Origin of the sequence: uncultured Cetobacterium sp. (assembly GCF_945952365.1) — a bacterium.
GTDB lineage: Bacteria > Fusobacteriota > Fusobacteriia > Fusobacteriales > Fusobacteriaceae > Cetobacterium_A.
In genome coordinates, this window is the sequence record NZ_CAMFHX010000009.1 from 56,950 (window position 1) to 73,360 (window position 16,411).

Annotated in this window: 16 protein-coding genes and 1 pseudogene; all 17 read left to right on the forward strand. The window is 30.7% G+C overall.

Annotation, left to right across the window (positions count from 1 at the left end):
* Positions 1-65: 65 nt before the first annotated feature.
* Positions 66-668, forward strand: a complete 603-nt coding sequence (locus tag Q0O83_RS04705; RefSeq protein WP_294094584.1) for a DUF445 family protein — start codon at positions 66-68, stop codon at positions 666-668.
* Between the two features lie 9 nt (positions 669-677).
* Positions 678-1,667 (forward strand): Holliday junction branch migration DNA helicase RuvB, encoded by a 990-nt coding sequence (gene ruvB, locus Q0O83_RS04710; protein ID WP_294094586.1) that lies wholly within the window; start codon positions 678-680, stop codon positions 1,665-1,667.
* A gap of 5 nt (positions 1,668-1,672) precedes the next feature.
* Positions 1,673-2,098: an Rrf2 family transcriptional regulator gene (locus Q0O83_RS04715; RefSeq protein ID WP_294094588.1), complete on the forward strand. Its 426-nt coding sequence runs from the start codon at positions 1,673-1,675 to the stop codon at positions 2,096-2,098.
* 9 nt (positions 2,099-2,107) lie between these two features.
* Positions 2,108-2,818 carry a 16S rRNA (uracil(1498)-N(3))-methyltransferase gene (locus Q0O83_RS04720; RefSeq protein WP_294094590.1) on the forward strand — a complete coding sequence of 237 codons (711 nt, stop codon included), beginning with the start codon at positions 2,108-2,110 and terminating at the stop codon, positions 2,816-2,818.
* On the forward strand, positions 2,808-4,127 hold the full coding sequence (mtaB, locus tag Q0O83_RS04725) for a tRNA (N(6)-L-threonylcarbamoyladenosine(37)-C(2))-methylthiotransferase MtaB (RefSeq protein WP_294094592.1): 1,320 nt from the start codon (positions 2,808-2,810) through the stop codon (positions 4,125-4,127). Before Q0O83_RS04720 ends, mtaB begins: the two co-directional genes overlap by 11 nt.
* A complete protein-coding gene (locus Q0O83_RS04730; RefSeq protein WP_294094593.1) occupies positions 4,105-5,106 on the forward strand; it encodes a LytR family transcriptional regulator in 1,002 nt (333 codons plus the stop codon). The genes mtaB and Q0O83_RS04730 overlap by 23 nt, the downstream gene beginning before the upstream one ends.
* 19 nt (positions 5,107-5,125) lie before the next feature.
* Positions 5,126-5,521: a hypothetical protein gene (locus Q0O83_RS04735; protein ID WP_294094595.1), complete on the forward strand. Its 396-nt coding sequence runs from the start codon at positions 5,126-5,128 to the stop codon at positions 5,519-5,521.
* Positions 5,518-7,308 (forward strand): penicillin-binding protein 2, encoded by a 1,791-nt coding sequence (gene mrdA, locus Q0O83_RS04740; protein ID WP_294094597.1) that lies wholly within the window; start codon positions 5,518-5,520, stop codon positions 7,306-7,308. Before Q0O83_RS04735 ends, mrdA begins: the two co-directional genes overlap by 4 nt.
* 1 nt (position 7,309) lies before the next feature.
* Complete coding sequence (locus Q0O83_RS04745; RefSeq protein WP_294094599.1) at positions 7,310-9,253, forward strand: ribonuclease J; 1,944 nt, start codon at positions 7,310-7,312, stop codon at positions 9,251-9,253.
* A 36-nt stretch (positions 9,254-9,289) separates the two neighbouring features.
* Complete coding sequence (gene yhbY / locus Q0O83_RS04750; RefSeq protein ID WP_294094601.1) at positions 9,290-9,598, forward strand: ribosome assembly RNA-binding protein YhbY; 309 nt, start codon at positions 9,290-9,292, stop codon at positions 9,596-9,598.
* A gap of 23 nt (positions 9,599-9,621) precedes the next feature.
* Positions 9,622-10,083, forward strand: a complete 462-nt coding sequence (locus Q0O83_RS04755) for a divergent PAP2 family protein (RefSeq protein ID WP_294094603.1) — start codon at positions 9,622-9,624, stop codon at positions 10,081-10,083.
* Positions 10,084-10,095: 12 nt separating this feature from the next.
* Positions 10,096-11,919: a 1-deoxy-D-xylulose-5-phosphate synthase gene (dxs, locus tag Q0O83_RS04760; protein WP_294094604.1), complete on the forward strand. Its 1,824-nt coding sequence runs from the start codon at positions 10,096-10,098 to the stop codon at positions 11,917-11,919.
* Entirely contained in the window at positions 11,906-12,736 is an 831-nt protein-coding gene (locus tag Q0O83_RS04765; RefSeq protein ID WP_294094606.1) for an HD domain-containing protein, read from the forward strand. The genes dxs and Q0O83_RS04765 overlap by 14 nt, the downstream gene beginning before the upstream one ends.
* Positions 12,736-13,542 (forward strand): annotated as a pseudogene (locus Q0O83_RS04770) (TlyA family RNA methyltransferase); the annotation flags it as partial. The gene Q0O83_RS04765 and the pseudogene Q0O83_RS04770, both read left to right, overlap by 1 nt.
* A complete protein-coding gene (locus Q0O83_RS04775) occupies positions 13,539-14,813 on the forward strand; it encodes a S41 family peptidase (RefSeq protein WP_294094608.1) in 1,275 nt (424 codons plus the stop codon). The pseudogene Q0O83_RS04770 and the gene Q0O83_RS04775, both read left to right, overlap by 4 nt.
* Positions 14,814-14,830: 17 nt before the next feature.
* Entirely contained in the window at positions 14,831-15,496 is a 666-nt protein-coding gene (gene rsmI, locus Q0O83_RS04780) for a 16S rRNA (cytidine(1402)-2'-O)-methyltransferase (protein ID WP_294094609.1), read from the forward strand.
* Positions 15,497-15,508: 12 nt separating this feature from the next.
* The gene (gene ylqF / locus Q0O83_RS04785) at positions 15,509-16,405 is read left to right on the forward strand and encodes a ribosome biogenesis GTPase YlqF (protein ID WP_294094611.1); all 897 of its coding nucleotides are present in this window, start codon (positions 15,509-15,511) and stop codon (positions 16,403-16,405) included.
* The last annotated feature ends 6 nt before the right edge of the window (positions 16,406-16,411 follow it).

The window sequence follows — 16,411 nt, forward strand, 5'->3', positions numbered from 1 at the left end:
TAAATATAAAATGGTATAATAAATAATAATTTATAAAACTGATAAGGAATTGAAAAGGTGGTAAAATGTTAATAAAAGCGGTACTTTTAATTGTTATTGGATCCATGATTGGATGGGTTACAAACTATATTGCGATAAAAATGTTATTTAGACCATACAAAGAGATAAATTTAGGAATTTTTAAAATTCAAGGGTTGATTCCAAAAAGAAAACATGAAATAGGATTGAGTTTAGCAGAGACAATTCAAAATGAACTGATTTCAATGGCTGATATAACAGAAAGATTAAGTAATGCTAATATAGAAGTTGCAATGGAGAAAGTTATAGATGACATTTTAGAGAAAAAATTAGCAACGGAAATTACAACCAAATTTCCAATGTTAGCTATGTTTTTAAATGAGTCTACGTTAAACAAAATAAAAGAGATAATAAAAAATTCTATAATGGAAAATAAAGACCAAATTATAGGAATGCTATTTGAAACTTTAGAAAAGAATGTTAATTTTAAAGAGATTATAGTTGAGAAAGTAGATGCATTTTCTTTAGAAGAGTTAGAGAGAATAATATTCTCTTTAGCTAAGAAAGAGTTGAAGCACATAGAAGTAGTAGGAGCTATTTTAGGAGGCCTTATAGGAGTAGCTCAATTCTTTATAACAGTATTGATTTAAGGAGAAAAAATGAATAGAGTAGTTTCTAATGAAGAGTTAGATCATGAGGGTGAAGTTCAAAAAAGTTTAAGACCAAAACGTTTAGTCGAATATATAGGTCAAGAGTCTTTAAAAGAGAAGATGGAAATTTTTATAGAAGCAGCTAAAAGAAGAGGCGGATGTATAGATCACGTTCTTTTATATGGACCACCAGGTCTTGGTAAAACTACATTAGCAGGAGTGATTGCAACTGAAATGGGAGTTAATTTAAAAATAACTTCTGGACCAATACTTGATAAGGCTGGAGATTTAGCAGCTATTTTAACATCTTTAGAAGAGAATGATATATTGTTTATAGATGAGATACACCGTTTGAACACTTCGGTTGAAGAGATATTATATCCAGCTATGGAAGATGGTGAGTTAGATATAATAATCGGAAAAGGCCCGTCTGCAAGATCAATAAGAATAGAGTTACCACCATTTACTTTAATTGGAGCGACAACTAGAGCTGGATTATTGAGCTCACCCCTTAGAGATAGATTTGGAGTAGTTCATAGAATGGATTACTATAAAGAGCAAGAGTTAGAAGGGATTGTAAAAAGAGGTGGAGCTCTTTTAGGAGTTAAGGTAGAGGAAGATGGAGCAAAAGAGATTGCTTTGAGAAGTAGAGGGACTCCAAGAATTGCAAATAGGCTTTTAAAAAGAGTGAGAGATTACTGTGAAATAAAAGGAAATGGTATAGTAGATTTTAATAGTACTGTTAAAGCTTTAAATATTTTAGGTGTTGATAAACAAGGACTAGATGAGTTGGATAGAGATATAATTAAATCTATAATTGATAATTATGGAGGAGGTCCTGTCGGTATTGAAACGCTAGCTTTAATGCTTGGTGAGGATAGAAGAACTATCGAGGAAGTTTATGAGCCTTATTTGGTTAAAATTGGTTATATAAAAAGAACTAGTCGTGGTAGAATGGTTACTGAGAAAGCTTATAATCATTTTGAGATAAAGGAGTAATGAGGATGAAAATAAGTACAAAAGTTAGATATGGTGTAAAAGCATTGGTGTATATAGCAGAAGCTTCTCAAAAAGGAAATTTAGCTCGTATAAAAGAGATTTCTGAATCAGAGGATATTTCTGTTCAATATTTAGAGCAGATTTTATTTAAGCTAAAAAATGCGAGTATAATTCAAGGTAAAAGGGGCCCAAATGGAGGATATAAACTTTCTATGGAACCAGAGGATATAACACTGCATGAATTATATAAAATTTTAGATGAAGAAGTAAAAGTTATTGATTGTAATGAAAATAATAAAAGTAAGAATTGTTCATGTGTTGATGATGAGTGTTCAACAACTTGTATCTGGAGCAAACTAGATATAGCGATGACAAAGATTCTAGAGGGAACAACTTTAGCAGAGTTAATAAAAAATAAGGATATGATATAGGAGTTTATAATGATAAGTGTTATAATATCTAATGAAAATATAGCAAATGATATAATAGAGATTGTTGATAAAAATGATATTAATCATTTGAAAAATGCTTTTAGAATAAAAGTTGGAGAGATAATAAGAGCAGTAGATGGAGAGTATGAGTATATCTGTGAAGTTTTATCGATAGAAAAGAAAGTTATTGAAGCAAAAGTTATAGAGAAAAATGAGGATAGATTCTCATCTTCAGTAGAAATAGATGCGGCAATAGGAATTCTAAAAAATGATAAAATGGATTTAACAATTCAAAAGTTAACAGAGATAGGAGTAACTAGAATAATTCCACTTTTAACTAAAAGAGGAGTTGCAAAGATTACAGAGAAAAAAGATAAATGGGATTTGATTGTAAAAGAAGCTACAAAACAGTGCCAAGCTGTAAAATTAGTTCAAATTCAAGAGCCAAGAAAGTTATCTGATTTAAATATAGATGATTATGATTTAGCTGTTGTTCCTTACGAGTGTGAAGATGAGAACTCTTTAAGGAATATATTGAATAAAGTTGAAAACAAGCCTAAAAAGGTTTTATATATAGTTGGTCCAGAGGGGGGATTTGAAAACGAGGAGATAGAGTTCTTGAAAGAAAAAGGTGTAACACCTGTATCTTTGGGGAAGAGAATATTAAGAGCTGAAACTGCCTCAATTATAGTAGGAGGAATATTAGTAAATGAGTATTAATACAAAAAAAGTTGCCTTTTACACATTAGGATGTAAGGTTAACCAGTATGAAAGTGAAAGTATAAAAAATCAGTTAATAAAAATTGGATATGAAGAAGAGGAGTTTGAAAACAAATCTGATATCTATATTGTAAACTCTTGTACAGTGACAAGTGTTGCTGATAAAAAGACAAGAAATGTTTTGAGAAGAGCTAAAAAAATGAATCCAGATTCTGTTGTTATTGTTACAGGATGCTATGCTCAAACTAATTCGAAAGAGTTATTAGAGATAGAAGAGATAGATTTCGTTGTAGGAAATAGTAACAAAAGTGGATTGGTAGATTTTATTCAAGATATTGAAAATAAAAAATCAAAAATCTTAACAGAAAATATCTTTGAAGAAAGAAAATATGAAGAGTATGAGTTTGCAACTTTAAGAGAGATGTCGAGAGCTTATATAAAAATTCAAGATGGATGTAATAATTTCTGTTCATATTGTAAAATACCTTTTGGAAGAGGAAAAAGTAGATCACGTTCTTTAGATAGTATCTTAAAAGAAGTAGAAGTTTTAACAAAAGAGGGATTCAAAGAGTTTATAATAATTGGAATCAATCTAGGAGCTTATGGTGAAGATTTAGATTCAGATATAAATTTAGAGACTTTATTAGAAGCAGTTGTGAAACAAGATGGTGTTGAAAGAGTTAGAATTGGATCGATGTATCCAGATAAAATCTCAGATAGATTTATTGAAATTATGAGAGAGAATAAAAAATTGATGCCACATTTACATATCTCTTTACAATCTTGTGACAATACGGTTCTAGAAAGAATGAGAAGAAACTACGGTGCTGAACTTATCGTAGAGAGATTGTCAAAATTAAGAGATAACGTAGAGAATATGGAGTATACAGCTGATGTAATTGTAGGATTCCCAGGGGAAACAGATGAGATGTTCCAAAATACTTATGATGTTATAAAAGGAATCGGGTTCTCAGATCTACATGTTTTCCAATATTCTGATAGAGAAAAAACTTTAGCAAACACGTTTACAGACAAAATAGATACGAACGTAAAGAAGAAAAGAGCAGAAATTTTAGAAGGCTTAAGAAAAGAGATGGCTAAAGAAAGAAGAGAGAAATATTTAGGAAAAGAGTTAGAAGTTTTAGTAGAAGAGATTAAAGAAGACGGATGCTCATATGGATACAGTCAAAACTATTTAAGAGTGAAAACAGTAGAAGCGACATCAAATGTAAATGAATTAGTAAAGGTAAATATTTCAAATTTAGAAAAGGAGTTACTAATCGCAGATGAGAAGGGAAAAAAATCTTAATAGACAAAAAAAGAAAACAAAAACTGGAAAAACACTAGGAGGGCTTTTATTAGCCCTTATAGTTATTGGTATGCTAGGTGTATTTTTAACATATAATCTAAATAGAGGAGAGAAAAATTTAGAGAATTGGGATAGATATGCAATTATTGGAAAAAATAATATTATAGTTGTATATGAGGATAAACTAGCTGTAAAAATACCTTACGATGTTCAAGTAGATAAAGAAACAACTATAAAAAAATTGGTAGATTCTAAAAACTATAAAATGGTTATTGATTCTATAAACAATTTTTTACCTGAAAAAGTTGAAAACTATAAAGTTGTGAGATATAGCGATATAGCTTTAAATGTAAAAAATGCTAGAAATATTCCTGAGATGGTAATTGATAATAAAAAATATATTTTAACTTCAGGAACACAATCACTATTTTCGGATTTATATGGTGGAGATTTAAAAGGTTCTACAAATTTAGTTGTGGATATATTAAATGCAAACGGTGTTGGAGGATATGCTAGAAAAACTGGTGAAAACTTAAAAAATAAGCTATCTTTAACATACACTGCAGCAAACTATGAAAAAAATACAGAGTATAGCTTAATTGAAATAAATGAAATTAGTAAAGAAAATATTGAAAATGTTTTAGCTAATGTAAATGAAAAATATTTTAAAATCAAAGAGGATACAGGAATGCCAACACTTGCAAGTGTTGTTTTAGTTCTTGGAAGAGAAAAAGATATAGATTTTAAAATAGAAATAAAAGGAACTTCAGCAGCAGCAAAATCAGTATTGAAAGATTTAGAAGCTTCTGGATATAGAAATCTATCTTTAAAAGAGGAGTCTAAAAATTTAGATAAATCAGTTATTGAATATAACAAAGAGGATTACTATACAGCTTTAAAGATTACAAAGAAATTAAATATAACTAATATGTTAGAAAATAATTCTTTAAATAATAGAATAAATATTTTAATAGACTAAAAGATTAGAAGGAGTGAAAATGCTAGATTTTATCTCAATTTTATTTATTTTTATATTGGATAACATTCCTCAGACAACATCAAAGGGATTTTTAATAATGCCTTATTTGGCTTATCTATCTTATAGAAAAGATAAAAAAATAGCGTTTTTATTTCCAATATTAGCAGTTATATTAGCTCTACATTCAAGAGAACCTGCATATGCATTTTTATTTGTGGGATTAAATATAGTTTTTTATTACCTATACTTTATAAACTTTGATTACAACATTGGAAATGTTTATGTACTTTCTCTTTTACAAATTGTAGCTTGGAAATTCTATGTAGATATACCTTTTGTGATAGTTGATATACTATTTCTTTCAATATTTTATTTTGTAATTAACTTATTATATATGAGGAGAGCAACTAAGTGAAAAAAGATCTTGGAATAAAGTTAGGGAAAAGCTTTGAATTTAGAGGAGAAATATATAAGGTATTTATATTCCTAGTTTTTATTTTACTAGGAAGTAGAATGGCATATTTACAAATTGTAAAAAAAGATAAGTACAACTATTTAGCTCAAAAAAATAGAGTTAAATTAAGAAAGATTGATGCTGAAAGAGGAAATATATATGATTCGAATGGAGAGCTGATTGTAACAAATACCTTAGGGTATAGATTAGTTTATTTAAATCAAAGAAATGTAAGTGAAGATCAGTTGAAAGAGATGGCAGAAGCTACAGGGTATGCTCAAGAGTATCTCCAAAGAAGAGTTAAATATGGAGAGATTGTTCCTTATACAAGAGAGAATATTTTGATAGATGATTTAGAATTAACGTTAGCTCATAAATTGATGGAAAAAATTGGAGATTATCCATATTTAGAAGTTCAAAGCTATTCTAAGAGGAAATATATACACGATTCATTGGCTGCACATACGATTGGGTATGTAAAAAAAATTACAGAAAAAGAGTATGAAACACTTAAAGAACAAGGTTATTCTCCACGGGATATCGTAGGGAAAACTGGAATTGAAAAAGTTTATGACTTACAGATGAAAGGAAAACCTGGATATGACTATATTGAGGTTAATGCTTTAAACAGAGCCCAAAAGATAGAGAAAAATAAAGACCCTGTACCGGGGTATAACTTGCATCTATCTGTAGATATGAGACTACAAGAATATATGGAAAAAATATTCGAAGAGCAAAATTTATCGGGATCGATAATAGCGCTAGAAGCTCAAACAGGAAAAGTACTTACAATGGTAAGTTATCCAACTTATTCGCTAACAACATTCAGTTCAAAAATTTCTCAAGAGGAATGGGATGAGATAACGAATGACTCAAGAAAACCGCTGACGAATAAAAGTATTTCAGGAGAGTATCCTCCTGGATCAGTATTTAAACCATTTTCAGCTTTTGCATTTTTCAATAATGGTTTAGATCCGAAAACTAAAATCTATGATAATGGAGTTTATAGTATCGGAAAGTGGAGTTGGAGAGCTTGGAAAAAAGGTGGTCACGGAACAGTAGATTTTGAAAAATCTATAGTGGAATCAGTTAATCCATACTATTATAGATATGCAGATCAATTTGGTCTTGAACCTATAATTGATGTTGCAGGAAGTTTTGGTTATGGAAAACTTTCTCAAATTGATGTTTTTGGCGAAAGATCTGGAATTCTTCCAAATGAAAAATGGAAAAGAGCTAGATTTAAGCAATCGTGGTTTAAAGGAGATACAATAATCTTATCTATAGGTCAAGGTTATCTGTTATCTACTCCGATGCAAGTTGCAGTATCATATATGGGGCTTGCGAATCGTGGAAAAGCATATGTTCCTCATGTTGTAGATTATATGGAGAACGGAAAAGAAAAAATAGATATAGAACCAAAAGTTTTATATGAAACAAATTATCCAAGTTGGTATTATGATGCTTTAAATCAAGCTTTAATAAATACTGTAGAAAAAAATAACGGAACTACAAAAGCGTTAAGAACAAAAGGGTTAGTAATAGGAGCAAAAAGTGGATCATCTCAAAACTCAAGATTTGATGAAACACATGCTCTTGTGGCAGGGTATTTCCCAGCAGATAAGCAACCTGAAATTGTATTCACTGTTCTTTTAGAAGGAGCAGGTGGAGGGGGAAGTGTCGCTGGAGGAGTTGCTAAAAAATTTGTAGACAAATATTTGGAATATTACAATGAGGAGATAAAATAAAATGAATTTAGAGAATATTGTTGAAAAGGAGAAAGAAGTAGCAAAGAAAAAACCAAGACGTAGAAAATATTACAATAAAGCTAAACAAGGTGATAAAAACCAAACGAGTGAAGTTGTAAAAAGTGAACAAAATTTAGCTGTAGAAGAGATAAAAACAGTAGTAGCTCAAGAGACACCAAAAAATCAAGAGCCTAGAACACCAGCACCAAAAAGAAAAGCACCTAAAAAAACAGTGGTTCAAGAAGAAGAGAAAAAGCCAGTTGTGAAAACTGAAAAAGAGGAAAAGATGTATGTTATTCCTTTAGGTGGATTGGATGAAGTTGGAAAAAATATGACTTTAGTTCAATATAGAGATGAAATTATAGTTATAGATTCAGGAGTAACTTTCCCTGATGATGGTTTATTAGGAATCGATTTAGTTATTCCAGATTTCAGTTATATTGAAAGTAATAGAGATAAGATAAAAGGATTATTCATAACTCATGGTCATGAGGATCATATCGGATCAATTCCATACTTATATCAAAAGATAGATAGAAATGTTCCTGTTCATGGAGGAAAACTTACATTAGCTTTAATAAAATCTAAGTTTGAAAATGGAGAGGTTTCAAAAATTCTTCCAAAAATGAGAGAAGTTAAAGGAAGAGATAAGATAAAAGTTGGAAAATATTTTGAAGTAGAGTTTATAAGTGTTACTCACTCGATAGCTGATGCTTATGCAGTAGTTGTAACTACGCCAGCTGGAAGAGTTATGTACACAGGAGACTTTAAAATAGATTTAACTCCAGTTGGTGGAGATGGAGTAGACTTCTTAAGATTAGCTCAAATTGGAGAAGAGGGAGTAGACTTATTACTTTCAGATTCAACAAACTCTGAGATAGATGGATTTACACCTTCAGAAAGAAGTGTTGGTGAAGCCTTTAAGGTAGAGTTTGCTAAGGCAAAAGGAAGAATAATTATAGCAGCATTTGCTTCTCACGTACATAGACTTCAACAGATAGTGAATATAGCAAATGAGCATGGAAGAAAAATTGCTATTGATGGCAGAAGTTTAATAAAGGTATTTGATATAGCATCATCTTTAGGATATTTAAAACTTCCAGAAAATATTATGATAAACTTATCTGATGTAGATAAGATGAGAGATAATAAGGTAGTCATCCTTTGTACAGGTACCCAAGGAGAACCTATGGCTGCGTTATCAAGAATAGCTAAAAATATGCATAAGCATACGAAAGTTAAAGAGGGAGATACAGTTATAATATCAGCAACTCCTATTCCAGGAAACGAAAGGGCTGTATCAAATAACATAAATAGTCTTTTAAAATATGACGCTGAAGTTGTATTTAAAAAGATAGCAGGAATTCACGTTTCTGGACATGCTAGTAAAGAGGAGCAAAGATTGATGCTTAATCTGATTAAACCAAAGCATTTTATGCCAGTTCATGGTGAGTTTAAGATGTTGAAAGCTCATAAAGAAACAGCGATTGAAACAGGAGTTCCAAAAAATAATGTTGTAATAGCAACGAATGGAAGTAAAGTTGAAGTAACAAAATCAAGTGCAAAAATTAAAGGTAAAGTAAATGCAGGAGCAACTTTAGTTGATGGACTTGGTGTTGGAGATATAGGACACATTGTCTTAAAAGATAGACAGCAACTATCTCAAGATGGTGTTGTTATTGTTGTATTTGCTCTAGATAAAGAGACAGGAAAAGTTTTAAGTGGTCCTGATATAGTGACGAGAGGATTCGTTTACTCTAGAGATTCAGATGAAATTTTAAATGAAGCTAATGAACAGATTAGAGTTAAGTTAAAAGAGTTTGAAGATGGAGCAATAAAAGATTGGACAGTTATAAAAAATAGTGTAAGAGATTTAGCAAGTAAGTTCTTCTATAACAGAATAAAAAGAACGCCAGTGATTTTACCTATAATTATGGATGTATAAAATATTATTAAATTTAAGAGAGTAAGAGGAGAGAAAATGAGTTTAACAAGTAAAAAAAGAGCATTTTTAAGAAAGAGAGCACACAATTTAGAGCCAATATTTAGAATAGGAAAAGAGGGATACTCTGAAACTTTAGCACAAGGTGTTTTAGATGCAATAATTCCTAGAGAGTTAATCAAAGTAAAAATACTTCAAAATTCAGAAGCAGATAAGAACGAAGTTGCTTACCAAATTGCTGATGTTATAGAAGCTGAGGTTGTAGGAATAATTGGAAGAACTATAATATTCTACAAAGAGAATACAGATAAACCAACAATATCATTAGAATTAAAAGCAGTTAAATAAATAAAGAAGAGAGTGGGGAGACTATGGAAAAAGGAATAATTTTAGGAAATAGAATTCTAGACGTAGTATTTATAGCTTGGTTTGTTGCCCAGTTTTATAAAGTTATAACTACAATATTTATTGATAAAAAATTAAATATTAAAAGAATTTTTGAAACTGGAGGAATGCCAAGTTCCCACTCTTCAACTATGTCATCATTGAGTACAGCAGTAGCATTAGCTCATGGAACACAAAGTACAATATTTGCTATTTCATTTGTTTTAGCAGGAGTAGTTATGTACGATGCTGCTGGAATAAGAAGAGCAGCTGGAAAACATGCGGGACTTTTAAACACTTTAATGGATAGATTTGCGGCAAAAGTTGGAGAGAGATTACATGATGAAAAACTAAAGGAACTTTTAGGACATAGTCCATTAGAAGTATTAGTAGGGGCTATATTAGGAGTAGTTATAGCCTTTATATTTAAAGGTTATATACAAGCTTAAGGATGGAAAAAAATGAAGGTAGACAGACAATATATTAATAAGTTGCAGAACGAAAGCCAAAATATAAGAGATATATTAGTTGATATTACAAGTAAAAATGGTGGACATTTAGCACCTAATTTAGGAGTAGTAGAACTAACTCAAGCAATAATGGAAGTGTTTAACCTTCCAAAAGATAAGTTGTTATTTGATGTAGGTCATCAGTCATATGTTTATAAATTATTAACAGGACGAAAAGAAAGATTTGAAACACTGAGAACAAAAGGTGGAATAGGACCTTTTTCTGATCCGAAGGAAAGTGAACATGACTTTTTTATAGCTGGACATGCAGGAAGTGCTTTGTCAGCTGGAGCTGGAATAGCTAAAGCAAATCCAGATCAAAAAGTTATAGTTGTGATAGGGGATGCTTCAATTGCTAACGGACACTCTTTAGAAGCTTTAAATAATATTGGTGAAAATTTAAAAAACTTAATAGTTATATTAAATGATAATGAGATGTCTATTGGAAAAAATGTAGGATCACTTTCTAATTTTTTTGGTAAGTTAATGATAAGTAATGCTTATATGAATATTCGAAATGATGTTAGAAGTGTTATGAGTAAGGGAAAAGTAGGAAAACAGGTGAAAAGTGTTTTAGAAAGAATAGAACACTCTGTGAAACAATTTTTCTTACCTTCAAGTATATCAGAAGTATTGGGATACCAATTTTTAGGTGTAATTGATGGGCATAATTTGGAAGAGTTAATTAAAAATTTAATGAGAGCTAAAGAGATGAGTGGACCAGTTTTTATTCATGTAAAAACAGAAAAAGGAAAAGGATTCCAATTAGCAGAAGAGAATAAGGAAAAGTTCCACGGAATATCGCCATTCAATCCAGAAACAGGTGAGGTTGAATCAGGAGGCGAGACATATTCTAATATTTTCGGATCAAAATTAGTAGAAATAGCTGAAAAAGATAAAGATATATATGCTGTTTCAGCAGCTATGGTAAAGGGAACAGGTTTAGGAGAGTTTCAAAATAGATTCGATGAAAGATGTATAGATGTAGGAATAGCTGAGGGGCACGGAGTGACTTTTTCAGCAGGACTAGCTATATCGGGTAAAAAACCTTATGTAGCCATATATTCAACATTTTTCCAAAGAGCTATTGATCAGTTGATACATGATGTTGGGTTACAAAATCTGCCGGTGAGATTTATGATTGACCGTGCGGGGATTGTAGGTGAAGATGGAAAAACACATCAAGGGATTCATGATATCAATATGTTTTTAACTATGCCAAACTATAGAGTTCTAGCTCCAACAACTGGGAAAGAGCTGAGAGAGATTTTAGAGTTTTCTAAAAACTTTGAAGATGCACCTTTAGCGGTTAGATTTCCAAGAGGAAATGCATTTGAGTTAGATAAATCATTCAATTTTAAATTTGAGATTGGAAAATGGCAAGAGATAAAAAAAGGAGATAAAAATCTTTATTTAGCTACGGGAGCGATGCTAAAAGAGGTTTTAAATATAGAAGAAAAACTTTCAGAAAGAGGGTTAGGAGGAACTATTGTTAGCTGTTCATCGATAAGGCCTTTAGATGAAAATTTCATTTTAGATGAGTTTTCAAAATATGAAAATATATTCACCTTTGAAGATGGTTATGAAAGAGGTGGATTTGGTGATGAAATATTAAGATTTTTAAATGAGAAAAAAATAAAAATTAATATAAATAAAATAGCATTGAATAGTGTAGCAATACCTCATGGGTCAAGAAACATACTGTTAGAAGATTATGGTCTAAGAGGTAAAAAACTAATAGAGAGAATTGAGGGTAGCATTAATGGCGAAAAATAGTAATGCACTGAAGTTTATAAAACTTCTGCTAAACCATGGGATGGTCTTAGATTTAGACCATCATGATGATCAAGGGGTTAAAGTAACTACGCATACATACGACGTTTTAAAAATATCTTTTGAAGAGATAAGAAGAGATTTTAGAGATTTAAGAGAAGCAAGAGAAAAAGTTGAATTTTTCTCAATAGTTGTTGGAGTTATAATACATGATTTGAGTAAGGGAAGCATCAGAAAAGCTGATGAGAAGTTATCTCATTCACAAATGATGATAAAAAAGCCTGAGTATATTATGAAAGAAGCAGAAAGAGTGCTGTCTGAAATAGAAGAGGCTTTAAATCTAAAAATTGTAGAAAAAATTAAGAAAAATATAATACATATAGTTATATCACATCACGGTAAATGGGGGAAAATACAACCCAATACTAAAGAAGCTCATATAGTTCATAGAGCAGATATGTATTCAGCAAAATATCATAGAATAAACCCTATCGGTGCTGATAAAATATTGAGACTTATGAACGATGGAATGAACATAGACGATGTAGCTAAAAAGTTTAATTGTACAACTGGAGTTATAAAAGATCGTTTAAAAAGAGCTAAGCATGAGTTAAGACTTAAAAACACAAAGCAGTTATTAGGTTATTATAAAAGTAAGAAAAAAATCCCAATAGGAGATGATTTCTTTACAAAGAGAGTTAGAGAAACTGAAAAATTAATAAAAGCAGTTGATAGATTAGGGTTTGAAAATCTTATTCTAGAAAATCCACTATTAAATTATTTAGAGGATGACAAGATTTTTGAGAAGGAAGTGCAGTAATGAAAGAAAGAGTAGATGTTCTACTAGTTGAAAAAGGTTTTTATGAAACTAGAGAAAAAGCAAAGAGAGCTATTATGGCTGGTTTGGTTATAATAAATGATAAAAAAATAGATAAACCTGGAACATCTATAAAAATAGATGAGGAGCCTATAATCAGAGTAAAAGGCGACGCTTGCAAATATGTAAGCCGTGGAGGAATGAAGTTAGAAAAAGCTATAACTGTTTTTAACTTAGATTTACAGGATAAAAAGGTTTTAGATGTTGGTTCATCAACAGGTGGATTTACAGATTGTTCATTACAAAATGGAGCTTCTTTTGTTTATGCTGTAGATGTAGGAACAAATCAATTAGATTGGAAATTAAGAAGTGATAGCAGAGTTAAATCATTAGAAAATACTCATATAAAAGATTTAACTTTAAATGAGTTAGATAATGAAAAAGTAGATTACATTGTTATGGATGTATCATTTATATCGATAACAAAAGTAATTGAACATCTAATAAAATTCTTTAAACCCGAAACAAAGTTGATGGCTTTAATAAAACCACAATTTGAAGTAGGAAAAGAGAATATTGAAAAGGGTGGAATAGTAAAAGATAGTAAAAAACACATAATGGCAATAGAGATGGTAATAGAGGAAGCTAAAAAATCTGGATTAAGATTAAAAGCCTTAGATTTCTCACCAATAACAGGTACAAAAGGAAATGTTGAATATATCTCTTTATTTGAGATAGGAGCTGAAGAGTCTCATATTAACATAGAATCAGTTGTAAAGTTAGGAAAGAACTTGGGAGGAGCCTTATGATAAAACTGTTAAGAAATACTGGAGTAGCACTACTTTTATCTGGAGTTATGGCTATAAATACAATACCGTCATACTCTGTAGATAATGGATTTATTGCAAATATAAAGGAGTTAAAAGAACTTTCTGATATTATGAATATAATAAAAGAGAATCATGTGGGAGCGGAAAAAGACCCTACAAATACAACTTTAATGCAAGGAGCTTTGAAAGGGATGATGGAATCTTTAGATGATCCACATTCTAATTATTTTACAAAAGAGGAACTAGAAAGTTTTAAAGAGGATATAGAGGGAAAATATGCTGGAGTAGGAATGGTAATTCAGAAAAAAGCAGATGAACCTCTATTAGTTGTTTCTCCAATTGAAGATACGCCTGCCTATTTAGCAGGAATAAGAGCTAAAGATAAAATTATAGCTATCGATGGAGAAAGTACTTATAAATTAACGAGTGAGCAAAGTGTAAAAAAATTAAAAGGTGAGCCAGGGACTTCAGTAAAACTTACAGTTTACAGAGAAGAAGCTAAAGAAACGAAAGAGGTTGAACTTAAAAGATCAATAATTCAATTAAAATACGTTAAGAGTAAAATGATTGGAAAAGATGTAGGGTACTTAAGATTAACTCAATTTGGAGAAGATGTATATAAAGATCTTCGTAAAGAGTTAGAAGGATTAATGAAAAAAGGCGCGAAAGGAATAATCTTCGATTTAAGAAGTAATCCAGGAGGTTCTTTAGGTCAAGCTGTAAAAATTTCATCTATGTTTATTCCTGAAGGAAGAGTTGTTAGTACGAAAGGAAAAAATGGAGATGAAGAGGTAGCTTATAGAGAAGGTAAATACTTTGGAGATTTCCCGTTGATTGTATTGATAAATGAGGGAAGTGCTTCAGCATCTGAAATAGTTTCAGGAGCAGTAAAAGACTATAAAAGAGGTCTTTTAATAGGAGAAAAAACATTTGGAAAAGGAAGTGTTCAAACACTACTGCCACTACCAGATGGAGATGGGATAAAAATAACAATAGCTAAATACTATACTCCAAGTGGAGTTTCTATTCATGGTACAGGAATAGAACCAGATATCTTAGTTGAAGAGAAAGATGATTTCCTATTCTTCAATGGTTTTGTTACGAATATAAATGAGGATGAGACTAAAGAAAATAGAAATGAAATTATAAAAGAGGTAAAGGGAGAAGAGGAAGCCCAAAAAATTATCTCAAAAGGTGATATCCAATTAGACAGAGCAGTCGAAGAGATGGAGAAACTTTTAAAAAAATAAGAGAAATGAGGTAAAAAATGCTTTATATAGTAGCCACACCTATAGGGAATTTAGATGATATAACTTTAAGAGCAATTAAAACATTTGAAGAAGTAGATTTTGTTTTTGCAGAGGATACAAGAGTTACAAAGAAGTTATTAAATCATTTAGGTATAGAAAAAATTGTAAATAGATATGATGAGCATACAAAAATGCACCAAGTATCTAATATAGCAAATATGTTAGAGAATGGAAATAAAATAGCATTAGTAACAGATGCAGGAACACCGTGTATATCAGATCCTGGATTTGAAGTTGTTGATGAAGCTTTAAAAAGAGGGATAAAGGTAATTCCAATTCCTGGACCAAGTGCAATGACAGCAGCAGCTTCAGTAGCTGGAATCTCAACAAGAAGATTCTGTTTTGAAGGGTTTTTACCGAAGAAAAAAGGTAGACAAACACTTTTAAAATCATTAGCTACAGAAGAAAGAACGATAGTTATTTTTGAATCTCCACACAGAATAGAAAAAACATTAAGAGATATAGAAACTTTTATTGGTGTAAGAGAAGTTGTAATAGTAAGAGAGATTACTAAAATATATGAAGAAATTTTAAGAGGAACAACTACAGAGTTAATTGAGAAGTTATCTCAAAATCCTATAAAAGGAGAGATAGTTCTTTTAATAAAGGGTAATGAAAAATAGAGGTGAGAAAAAATGTCAATGACAAAAATTAACTGGTATCCAGGACATATGAAAAAAACAAAGGACTTAATAAAGGAAAATATGCCTTTAATTGATATTGTTCTTGAAGTTGTGGATGCAAGAATTCCTTTATCAAGTAAAAATCCTGATATTGCTGGGTTCGCAAAAAATAAAAAAAGAGTAATAGTTATAAATAAAGCGGATTTAGTTACAAAAGAGGAATTGAATTTCTGGAAAAAATTCTTTAAAGAGAATAATTTTGCTGATGAAGTTTTAGAGCTATCTGCAGAAACAGGATTTAATATGAAAACTCTTTACACTATTATTGATAAAGTGTCTAAAGAGAAAAAAGATAAAATGCTTAAAAAAGGATTAAGAAAAGTTAATACAAGATTAATGATTGCAGGAATACCAAACGTAGGAAAATCAAGACTTATAAATAGAATTGTTGGTAAGAATAGTGCTGGTGTAGGAAACAAGCCAGGGTTCACTAGAGGAAAACAATGGATAAGAATAAAAGAGGGGTTAGAGTTATTAGATACTCCAGGTATCTTATGGCCTAAGTTTGAAAATCAAGAGGTTGGATATAACTTAGCTATAACAGGGGCTATAAGAGATGAGATTCTTCCAATCGATGAAGTGGCATGTCTTCTAATTGAAAAAATGCTAAAAATGGGTAAAAAAGATGTTCTAAAAGATAAGTATAAACTTTTAGAAGAGGATTTTGAACAAGTTACAGGAGCTATAATAGAATCTATTGCAGTAAGAATGAATATGTTACAAAAAGGTGGATATCCTAATGTGCAACAGGCAACATATACTGTACTTAGAGATTATAGAGCTTCAAAACTAGGTAAGTTTGGTTTAGATATGGATATAGCAGAGCAGATTAAAAACTTATATAAGTAGGAGATA

Bases quoted from the DNA above. Each gene is read 5' to 3' on its own strand.
- Q0O83_RS04705 (WP_294094584.1), top strand. From the start codon at position 66: ATGTTAATAAAAGCGGTACTTTTAATTGTTATTGGATCCATGATTGGA.
- ruvB (WP_294094586.1), top strand. From the start codon at position 678: ATGAATAGAGTAGTTTCTAATGAAGAGTTAGATCATGAGGGTGAAGTT.
- Q0O83_RS04715 (WP_294094588.1), top strand. From the start codon at position 1,673: ATGAAAATAAGTACAAAAGTTAGATATGGTGTAAAAGCATTGGTGTAT.
- Q0O83_RS04720 (WP_294094590.1), top strand. From the start codon at position 2,108: ATGATAAGTGTTATAATATCTAATGAAAATATAGCAAATGATATAATA.
- mtaB (WP_294094592.1), top strand. From the start codon at position 2,808: ATGAGTATTAATACAAAAAAAGTTGCCTTTTACACATTAGGATGTAAG.
- Q0O83_RS04730 (WP_294094593.1), top strand. From the start codon at position 4,105: ATGAGAAGGGAAAAAAATCTTAATAGACAAAAAAAGAAAACAAAAACT.
- Q0O83_RS04735 (WP_294094595.1), top strand. From the start codon at position 5,126: ATGCTAGATTTTATCTCAATTTTATTTATTTTTATATTGGATAACATT.
- Q0O83_RS04745 (WP_294094599.1), top strand. From the start codon at position 7,310: ATGAATTTAGAGAATATTGTTGAAAAGGAGAAAGAAGTAGCAAAGAAA.
- yhbY (WP_294094601.1), top strand. From the start codon at position 9,290: ATGAGTTTAACAAGTAAAAAAAGAGCATTTTTAAGAAAGAGAGCACAC.
- Q0O83_RS04755 (WP_294094603.1), top strand. From the start codon at position 9,622: ATGGAAAAAGGAATAATTTTAGGAAATAGAATTCTAGACGTAGTATTT.
- dxs (WP_294094604.1), top strand. From the start codon at position 10,096: ATGAAGGTAGACAGACAATATATTAATAAGTTGCAGAACGAAAGCCAA.
- Q0O83_RS04765 (WP_294094606.1), top strand. From the start codon at position 11,906: ATGGCGAAAAATAGTAATGCACTGAAGTTTATAAAACTTCTGCTAAAC.
- Q0O83_RS04775 (WP_294094608.1), top strand. From the start codon at position 13,539: ATGATAAAACTGTTAAGAAATACTGGAGTAGCACTACTTTTATCTGGA.
- rsmI (WP_294094609.1), top strand. From the start codon at position 14,831: ATGCTTTATATAGTAGCCACACCTATAGGGAATTTAGATGATATAACT.
- ylqF (WP_294094611.1), top strand. From the start codon at position 15,509: ATGTCAATGACAAAAATTAACTGGTATCCAGGACATATGAAAAAAACA.